Here is an 8,678-nt window from a genome sequence, read left to right as displayed (position 1 = left end):
GATCTTCTCCTGTAGCAGTTTCTCTCGCTTAACGGCCCATTCCTGCTTGATATCCGGTCGCTGAATTAACTCAATTGATTTTCCGATAGCCTCGTCCGGGTCGGCAAAGTTGAATATTAACCCGTACGTCCGCTCAAGTTCAACAAAGTTGCTCATATCATCGGGGCCCACAAACGAGTTGCACCGCACTGCAGGAGTGCCGAGATACGCCGCTTCGGTGGTTGAAGTCTGGGTGTCGCCTACGAGCAGGGAAGCGTAGTACAGTACGTCGTGCATTTTGTGGGGGGGGATCCTGATGGCATAGTCTTCAAGATCTGCCGGCAACTGCGTTTCTGATGAGATAAAAACCCGTGAATACTTTTCAAGTTCCCGGACCAGATGCTTCTTATCGTCCCCTGAAAAGCCTTTGATACCGATGTCATGAGAGGCGTCGAACGCATTGAAACGAAGAAGAGTATACTTCTCTTCCTTTGAAACGCCGAGTAGATCCAGAACACCGGGGTCCGGCCTGAACCAGTTCGGATGGAGGTACGCGGATTCCTTGAACCCACTGATACGAACGTGCTTCTTTCCAAGATCCTTCTTAAAATTTATCGGTGTTATCACTGCATCGGTAAAAGGCAGCGTCAACGATAAAATGAGCCCTGTCGGTTCGGAATCCGTGAACACGATCGATGGCTTGCCCCGTAACTTACTGACCTGGGAGGAGTACGGCGACGTCATGCTTACGTAGAGATCGGGATCGAATTTTTGTGAGATCTTGAATAACCTGATATCATTTTTAATCATCGTGACGGCTTTATTCAGCAGGCCAGGAGTGTTTCTCTCAAGATTTTCGTAAGCGTATCCGTACGACGCCAATAGCGTTTTTACTATGCTCTCTCGTTCCCGCACACAAATTTTTACCTGGTGTCCTTCGCGCTCCAGATTCCGGATTACGTACTTGAAAAAATGGACGTGCGCCGGGTGCCCCAGATCAAAAAGAATTCTCATAGATACATCACCGCAACAACCCCCACAAACACCAGTTCTACCCCGTAGGCAAAAAACACCACATCCCGCTCATACACCTTCCGCTTCCCTCTCCGAAGCGCCGCAATCGCAAGATGAGTCATGTGGTAGATCCCGGTATAGGGGAGTTCCAGGCTCCCATCTTCGTTGACCCGGCCAAACGCCTCCGCCTTGCACCGCTTCCTGAGCACGAGGCCGAAGTCGATGATGTAGGGGATGAAGAGCAGCAGCGCAATCTTCTCGAGGTCGCCGAGGATTGCAATGCAGGCGATGAGCGCACCGACGGAGTAGGTGAGGGTGTCCCCCGGGAAGATCTTCGCCGGGTACCAGTTGAACAGCAGGAAGGCCAGGAGCGCGCCGGCCATCCCGAACGCCAGAACCGCGGGGATCGCTTTGTCCGCGAGAAACGCGAAAGAACCCAGCACCGAGAGGATGATGACACCCATCCCGGCCTCGAGCCCGTTGTACCCGGCAAGGATGTTGTAGCCGTTTGAAGCGCACATGATGCCGAGGGGGACGATCAGGAGAGGATAGGCGATTCCCCAGTCAACGGCCCCGAATACGGGGAGCACCATCGAAGACTCCCCGGCGTTGATCGCCATCATCGGCATCGCAGCCGGGATGGCGAAGAGCGGTTTCTGCCAGTGAGATAACCCTCTCTTCCAGCCGAGGACATCATCCATCATGCCGATGATGGTGATGAGCAGGACGGTGCAGAGGCAGGCGAGGATCGGGACGAATCCGTCGGTGCCGTAGTAGAACGTTTTGAGACCGATGTAGAGGAGGATCGCGGTGACAAAGCCGAATATCACGCAGATACCCCCCATCTCCGCGACTTCGGGCCTGCCGGGTTTGTTCATGTCCTTCCCGGTAAGGCCCTGGGCATGCGCCTTCTTGATCCAGGGCGGAACGATGTAGTACGTGACAAAAAAACTCGCCAGCACGATGCCCGCGAGAAGGACCAGATCCATTGGTAAATTGTTCGTGTAGTGTTTATATCAAGGTAGCGAATTCAGCCCTCTGCCTCAGCACGAAACATATAGATTTTCGCACCGTCCTCGTACAGCGTCTCGTAATTAACAGGGTCAAAATCCGGGTTTATCTTCGGATAGACCCTGGAATACTCGGAAAACGGCGGGACGTACCCGGGCCGCGAGAGGGAAATATTCGAGACATACACAACCGTGGGCACATCCCCCGCCTCCCGGAGCGCGGCAAGGGTCTTTGCGCTGTTCGGGTCGCGGATCATCTGCTGGATTGTTTTGTAATTGTATGGTGTATCCCCGGGCACCAGGCGGGGCCGCACGACCGGGACCCCGGCGATGGGGTAGACCCACGCGCCGGTCTCGTCGAGGTTGATGCAGACCATGTCCGTCGTATTCTGCTCAGAGAGCCACTTGATCGCTGCGGAGTCCTCCGGCGGGAGCGCCCAGGCCCCGGCGTAGGTGAAGAGAACCACCGCCATCGCGGCGGCGCCGGCGAAGACGAGGACGAGGGCGAAGACCGGCCGCGCCTTCGGCAGGGCCGCGGCCATCGCCGCGAGCGCCGCCGCGCCGAAGATGCTGAAGGGAACATAGAGCTGGGTAAGGACCCGGTTCGGGGTGGCGACGAAGTCGAGCACCCCGATGTCGGAGAAGACGAACATCCCCGCGATGGCGACCGTCCAGGCGATGCAGAGCCGGTCGAGCCGGTCGCGGTTGTAGAGCGCGACGACGAAACCGAATACCGAGAGGAGCGCCCAGAACCACTGCGCCACGTACTCGGCCGCGAGCGCCTTGCTGCCGGCGAGCGAGAGAAGAAACGCGGGTTCGTGAACGGGAGCAAAGAGCACGACGGCGGCAACGGCTGCAGCAACGAGCAGCGGGAGGACCAGAGGGTACCGCCTCAGTGCCGCGGCATGACCCCTCAGGTACTCGATCCCGAGCCAGACGGCGAGGATCACAGCCAGGTACGCCAGGTACCTCGTGTGGGTAAACGCCATCCCGAGGACGAGCAGGGGCAGGAGCCGCCGCTCCACGACGACGGCAAGGACCGCGGCCACGAGAAGCATCTCGGCGGCCGCGCTCGGGTAGCCGGCCCAGATGAGGTACATGTAGTGCGCGGGGAAGCAGAAGCCGGCGAAGATGAACGCAAAGACGGCGACCTCCCGGCGGCCGAGTTCCCGGACCGCCGAGTAGACGAGAACCGGGGTAACGGCGGTGACGAGGACCGGGATGGTCTGCACGAGGTTCAAGACCGGGAAGACCCCGCCCCAGAACGCAGAGAAGAAGTGGAACCCCTTCGGGTAGTAGTCCCAGTAGCTCCCGAAGGGATAGAGGCTGACCGGCACCTCCCCGCCGTCGAGGAGCATGCGGATGACCGAGGCGTGGGCGACGGCATCCCCGGCCATCCACATGGTGATCGCGGAGAAGAAGACGAGGCCGATACCGACGTAGATGACCGACAGGCACCCGACGGCAAGGTCCAGGCGATCGAAGTCCCGGGTGAAGATCTCGCGGTACCGAAGCGAGAGGACCGTCCCGGCGAGCAGGACGGGGAGCTCTCCCATCCACGGGGCCGCCCCGAGAACCCCCGCAAGAATCCCGGCGAGAGAGAGAAGGGCGTAGCCGGCCGCAAACGAGAGGGCGAGTTTCGTCATCGGCCGGGCGCTGCGGACGAGGCCGAAGGCCAGCGGCGCCCCGGCGAGCAGCGTGCCCGCAACCACGGCAAGGGTGCAGATAATATTCAACAGCAGGTCGGGGAGCATCGGGCAACCATCTCGGTGATCGCGTCTGTTTCCCATGGTGCATGAACCTTCCTCATAAAATGAGACTTCGAGCGCTTCATGGCGGTGCAACGAGTGCTTTCACACAAGACGGGCAGAAACGGGCCGCAACCATCTCACAACGATGAAATAGTCTTAGCAGAAACTATACCACGTGCAGATCGAACAGGCGGCCCTGCTCGGGATCCTGCAGGGGATTGCAGAATGGCTTCCCATCAGCAGCGAAGGCCAGACCATGGTGACGATGATCGCACTCTACGGGATCACCCCGGCCGCCGCCCTCTCCTGCTCGATCTTCCTCCACCTGGGCACCATGGCCGCGGTCCTGGTGAAGTTCAGGCGGGAGTTTCTCGGGGTGCTCAGGGCGCTCGACTCGAACCTCGCGCGGACGATCATCATCGCAACCCTCTGCACCGGCGTCACCGGCCTGCCGCTCTACCTGCTTATGAAAGACACCTTCACCAGCGGCACCCAGGTGACCCTCCTCATCGGCCTCCTCCTCATCGGGACCGGCCTCATCCTCAGGACCGGCCGGGCCGGGATCAAGGATGTCGGGGAGATCACCACCCGGGACATGGTCCTCCTCGGCCTCGTCCAGGGATTCTCCATCCTCCCGGGGATCTCGAGGTCGGGGCTCACCACCAGCACGCTCCTGCTCAGGAACGTGCGCCAGGACGTCGCCCTGACGGTCTCGTTCATGATCAGCGTCCCGGCGGTACTCGGCGCGGTGGTCATCGATCACTCCGCCGCCGCCCTCCCGGTGGAGATCGCCGTAACGATGGTTGCCGCTGCGTTCGTCGCCGGCTACCTCTCGATGGAGGTTCTGATCCGGCTCGCAAAGACGCTGGACTTCTCGAAGTTCTGCATCGTACTCGGCCTGATCACAGTGGTGCTGGTGATCGCGCTGTAAAAAGAGGGAGAACGTGAAGACTGCCTTCAGGCTGCTCATCGGCATCCTCATCATCGCCGCCCTCCTCGTGCTCTTCGACCCCGCCGCGATCCTCTCCGTCATCGCCTCGGCAAGGCCGGAATATCTTGTTCTGGCGCTCCTGGTTTACGCGTTCACCTACCTGATCCTCACCCTCCGGTGGCGATCCATCCTCTCGGCGATGGGGGAGAGCCTTCCTATTGGGCGTGCATACCGGGCCTTCGTCGGGGGAGTGCTCCTCTCCGACCTGACCCCCGGGCGCATCGGGGACTTCTCCCGGCCGTTCCTCGTCCGGGATGAAATCGACCTGAACAAGGGGATCGCCTCGTTTGCCGTCGACCGGTATGCCGACCTCCTGACGATAGCGATCCTCGGGTTCGCCGGCCTCGTCCTCCTCTCGGTGCCCGGAGGGAAGGGCTACCTGATCCCGGCGGCATGCCTTCTTCTGCTGATCCTCCTCCCCTTCACCCTCTTCTGGCTGAAGAGGCCTCTCGTGATCCGCGCGGCTGAACGGCTCGGTTCCGCCCGGATAACCGGGTTCGTGCAAACACTCGACGAGGCAGCGGGGCAGGTTCCCCACCTCCCGTCATTGACGGCGCGGGCGGTTCTCCTCACCACGGCTGCCTGGGTCACCCACGCAGCACGGGTCGCCCTGATCGCCGGGGCGGTGGGGTATTCGGTGCCCCTTCCGCCACTCACGCTCCTGCAGCCGCTGGTGAGCGCTCTCTCCCTCGTTCCGGTGTCGCTCTCCGGGCTCGGCCTGGTGGAAGGAGGGCTCGCGGCGGTTCTCGCAGGCCTCGGGGTGCCCGCAACGGTGGGGGTATCGATCGCGCTCCTCGACCGGGGGATAACCGTGGCCTTCCACCTGCTCGTCGGGGGAAAATACGCGACAAAATTAGTGTAGAAGGGTCTGCCGGAGAACCTCAGGATCCTCCTGCACGAGAATCCAGAAGTGGATCTCGTACGCGGTCGACGGCGAAGCGACATCCACCGAGACCTTCTGGTAGGTGTAACGGTATTCGGTGCTGGTAATCTCCTTCCGGACGTTGATGGTGCCGTGGTCATTATCGATGGTCCATTCAGTGCGACTCACGGAATAGCCGGAACCGGTCACCGCAGATGCGGCGTCCTTTGCCGGCGTCGTCTGGGCGGGCGAGGAACCCACCTGCGCCACGCTGGTCGTCGTGGTGCTGAAGGTCTCCCTGGCCGCGGGATCGAAGATTAGCAGCCCTTCACGATCGGGGAGGCCAAAACCGGACAGGTCTGCGGGCAGGAGTATCCTATCCTTCCCTCCTTGAAGTTCCTGGGTGCCGTTTGTGGAGGCCAGGACCCCAACGGCCCCGTTATAGGTGGTCCGGAGGCTAGTGGTCGCCGGCTCCCCTACCCGGACAAGACCGGGCTTATCAGGGGTGAAGTTGACGCTGAAGGCCTTCTTCGTATTCCCTCCGGTCCCGGCCGCCGGTAAGGTAAACTTCCCTGACTGAAGGATCCGGTCGTCATACCTGACGGTATAGGTATAGGGGGTTTCGGAGAGTTCGTGAGAGACGACTGAGAAGGCAAAAGCCACCGGTTCTCCCACATCGACCACGCTCGGGAGATCCTTCGGGCTCTCGAAGTAGAGTTCGGAGAAACTCTCCTTCATGGTGCCGGATGTGCCGGTAAACACCACGAGCGCCCCGATGACGGCAATCCCGAGGACGCAGGCGGCGATGATGGCGTATACGATGGTTTTATCTTCGAGATCCATAGTTACTGATATTCGTTAAATCGCATATAACCGTTGCCAGATGATACGGACCGGGAACCGTGGCGGAGAGAAGAACCAAAGAAAAAACGTTAACGGATCCGGGATCGTACCTATGGATAGTAATGTCGGAACTTCGCGATCTGCTGGCGGTCATCATCTTCGTCCTCGTTGCTGCGGCGGTCATACTGGCCCCTCCCCTGAGCGAGACGCCCCTGCGGGCGATCCTCGGATTTCCCCTGATCTTCTTTGCCCCCGGGTACGTCTTCATCGAGGCCCTGTTCCCGGAGCGTGAAGAATTGACGGGGATAGAACGCCTGACCCTCAGCATCGGGCTCAGCATCTGTATCGCCGTCTTTATCGGTTTCGGGCTGAACTACACTCCCTGGGGGATAAGGCCGGGATCGATCCTCCTTGCGCTCGCCGGATTCACCCTCGCATTCACGGCGGCGGCCACAATCAGGCGGATGCGCTGCCGGGCGGGAGAGGGGGTTCACCGGCCGGAAGAAGGAGGGCTGTGAGGCAGGGCTTCTTCGTAATATTTCTCAACCATCCCCACAATTTTCTCCCACCGATACTCTCCGGCGGTCCCGAGACACTCACCCCGCATCAGCGCCGCGCGGTCAAGCCCCGCGCAGATCTTCTCCCCGAGCTCCCCCGCCGAGAGCCCCGAGCAGAACCCGTTCACCCCGGGGACAATCAGATCCCGCGCCGCGTTCCCGGGATGATCCGCCGTCACCACCGGAACTCCGCAGGCCATCGCCTCCAGCGCCGCGATCCCGAAGCCCTCGCGGGTCGAGGGGAGGACAAAGACGCGGGAGGCCTTCATCACGGCGATGACCGAGTCGTAGTCCGGCAAAAAACCGGCGAACGTCACCGGAAGCCCGAGATCGCGCGCGAGGGCTTCGAGTGCCGGCCGCTCGGGCCCGTCGCCGACGACCAGGGCGCGAAGATCGGGGACCTCTTCCCGGACCGGAACGAGCGCCCGGAGGAGGAGGTCGACGTTCTTCTCCCGGATCAGCCGGCCGATGAAGATGACGTCCCACTCCTCCGCCGCCGGGGCGACGGCGGCGATCCGCGCGAGATCGATCCCGTTCGGGACGACCGGGACGGGTCCCGCGACCCCGAGGCCCGCGAGCGCCCGGGCGGTCGAGGGCGAGACCGCGACGTGGTGGTCGGTGAGGTGGGCGGCCAGCCGCTCGACGGCCTTCCCGAAGACCCCCCGCCGGCCGAGGTAGTCATACCAGTAGTCGCCCCAGACCTCGTGCCAGGTGACGACGAGCGGGAACCCCCGCCGCACCGACGCCGCCTTCGCCGCAAAGCAGGAGAAGTAGGGGAAGTTCTGGCAGTCGACGACGTCGGCGCCGGAGGAGAGAAGCGGCCGGAGCACCGCCTTCCCAAACCGGAGCGCCTGCGCGACCGTCCGCCGGCCGTCAATATAGAGCCCTTCACCCGGACAGACACCGTGGAGGGTCACCCCGTCGCGCTCGATCGTCGCCGGACCGTCCCAGCAGCGCATCCCGTAGACGTGGACCTCGTGCCCCCGGTCCGCGAGCCGGACCGAGACCTCGCGGATGCGCTTCTCGACCCCGCCCTTCACCCAGGGGTAGACGGCGTCGTAGACGTAGGCGATCTTCAGGAGCAACCCTCCAGTGGATAGGTTGTGGGGGGAGGTGGATAAGGGTATTCGTTCTGGGGCCGGGGACGAGAGGAGGCGAGCGAGCAAGAGTGACCTTTGTCGAGCGCCTTGCGAATGTAACTTCTCTTCCAATTCGATGCCGGGCGCTACCGGGAGGGGATGGCGGTCCTCGCGAACCGGAGGGGCACCGGAGACAGGTGATCACTGCTGAAACCCTCCGGACGGTCGTTCTCCGACGAGCCCGGCCGCCCTACGTGAGAATCATTTATGGTGCATGAAAACCATGATCATCAGTACGTGCAGGAGGTGGCTGTTGAATGGCAAAAACATTGAAAGTCCTGTTTGACGGCTCGGTCTTCCGGCCGGCCGGTCCCGTCGATCTCGAAGCGGGGAAGAAATATACCATCACAATACACCCCTCCACGGAAGATCCCAATAAGGATCCCGCTTTCGACATCGCGTCACTTGCCGTAGATACCCATATCCCCGACCTTGCAGAGGAGCACGACCACTATCTGTACGGGTCACCGAAACGGGTTGCCCATGAATAGATGTTTCGTCGATACGGCTTGCTGGATTGCATTGCTCAACA

The 8,678-nt window shown here is 61.4% G+C and carries 9 protein-coding genes; 4 read left to right on the top strand and 5 right to left on the bottom strand.

Annotation, left to right across the window (positions count from 1 at the left end):
• From EI28_RS10875 to EI28_RS10865, 3 genes are all read right to left on the bottom strand, one after another.
• Positions 1-993: DUF354 domain-containing protein (locus EI28_RS10875; RefSeq protein ID WP_048114795.1), on the bottom strand; the 993-nt coding region annotated here is incomplete at its 3' end.
• Positions 990-1,982, bottom strand: a complete 993-nt coding sequence (locus tag EI28_RS10870) for a glycosyltransferase 4 family protein (RefSeq protein WP_048114793.1) — start codon at positions 1,980-1,982, stop codon at positions 990-992. The genes EI28_RS10870 and EI28_RS10875, both read right to left, overlap by 4 nt.
• Positions 1,983-2,023: 41 nt before the next feature.
• Positions 2,024-3,757 carry a hypothetical protein gene (locus EI28_RS10865; protein WP_048114791.1) on the bottom strand — a complete coding sequence of 578 codons (1,734 nt, stop codon included), beginning with the start codon at positions 3,755-3,757 and terminating at the stop codon, positions 2,024-2,026.
• A 172-nt stretch (positions 3,758-3,929) separates the two neighbouring features.
• Between EI28_RS10865 and EI28_RS10860 the strand changes: the two genes are divergently transcribed.
• Together EI28_RS10860 and EI28_RS10855 are read left to right on the top strand one after the other, a co-directional pair.
• Positions 3,930-4,685 (top strand): undecaprenyl-diphosphate phosphatase, encoded by a 756-nt coding sequence (locus EI28_RS10860; protein WP_048114789.1) that lies wholly within the window; start codon positions 3,930-3,932, stop codon positions 4,683-4,685.
• A gap of 13 nt (positions 4,686-4,698) precedes the next feature.
• A complete protein-coding gene (locus tag EI28_RS10855) occupies positions 4,699-5,607 on the top strand; it encodes a lysylphosphatidylglycerol synthase transmembrane domain-containing protein (RefSeq protein ID WP_048114788.1) in 909 nt (302 codons plus the stop codon).
• Here EI28_RS10855 and EI28_RS10850 read toward each other — a convergent pair.
• The gene (locus tag EI28_RS10850) at positions 5,599-6,450 is read right to left on the bottom strand and encodes a hypothetical protein (RefSeq protein WP_048114787.1); all 852 of its coding nucleotides are present in this window, start codon (positions 6,448-6,450) and stop codon (positions 5,599-5,601) included. The two genes, EI28_RS10855 and EI28_RS10850, sit on opposite strands and share 9 nt — an antisense overlap.
• A gap of 122 nt (positions 6,451-6,572) precedes the next feature.
• Between EI28_RS10850 and EI28_RS10845 the strand changes: the two genes are divergently transcribed.
• Complete coding sequence (locus EI28_RS10845) at positions 6,573-6,968, top strand: DUF1616 domain-containing protein (protein ID WP_052379733.1); 396 nt, start codon at positions 6,573-6,575, stop codon at positions 6,966-6,968.
• Here EI28_RS10845 and EI28_RS10840 read toward each other — a convergent pair.
• Positions 6,941-8,092, bottom strand: a complete 1,152-nt coding sequence (locus EI28_RS10840; protein WP_197018498.1) for a glycosyltransferase family 4 protein — start codon at positions 8,090-8,092, stop codon at positions 6,941-6,943. The genes EI28_RS10845 and EI28_RS10840 overlap by 28 nt on opposite strands.
• A 311-nt stretch (positions 8,093-8,403) precedes the next feature.
• Between EI28_RS10840 and EI28_RS10835 the strand changes: the two genes are divergently transcribed.
• Positions 8,404-8,637 carry an antitoxin family protein gene (locus tag EI28_RS10835; RefSeq protein WP_048114786.1) on the top strand — a complete coding sequence of 78 codons (234 nt, stop codon included), beginning with the start codon at positions 8,404-8,406 and terminating at the stop codon, positions 8,635-8,637.
• Positions 8,638-8,678 lie beyond the last annotated feature (41 nt).

The sequence above is a fragment of the Methanoculleus sp. MH98A genome (genome assembly GCF_000691865.1).
Lineage (GTDB): Archaea > Halobacteriota > Methanomicrobia > Methanomicrobiales > Methanoculleaceae > Methanoculleus.
The sequence above is the reverse complement of the archived record's forward strand: the minus strand, read 5'-3'. Positions and strand labels throughout refer to the sequence as shown.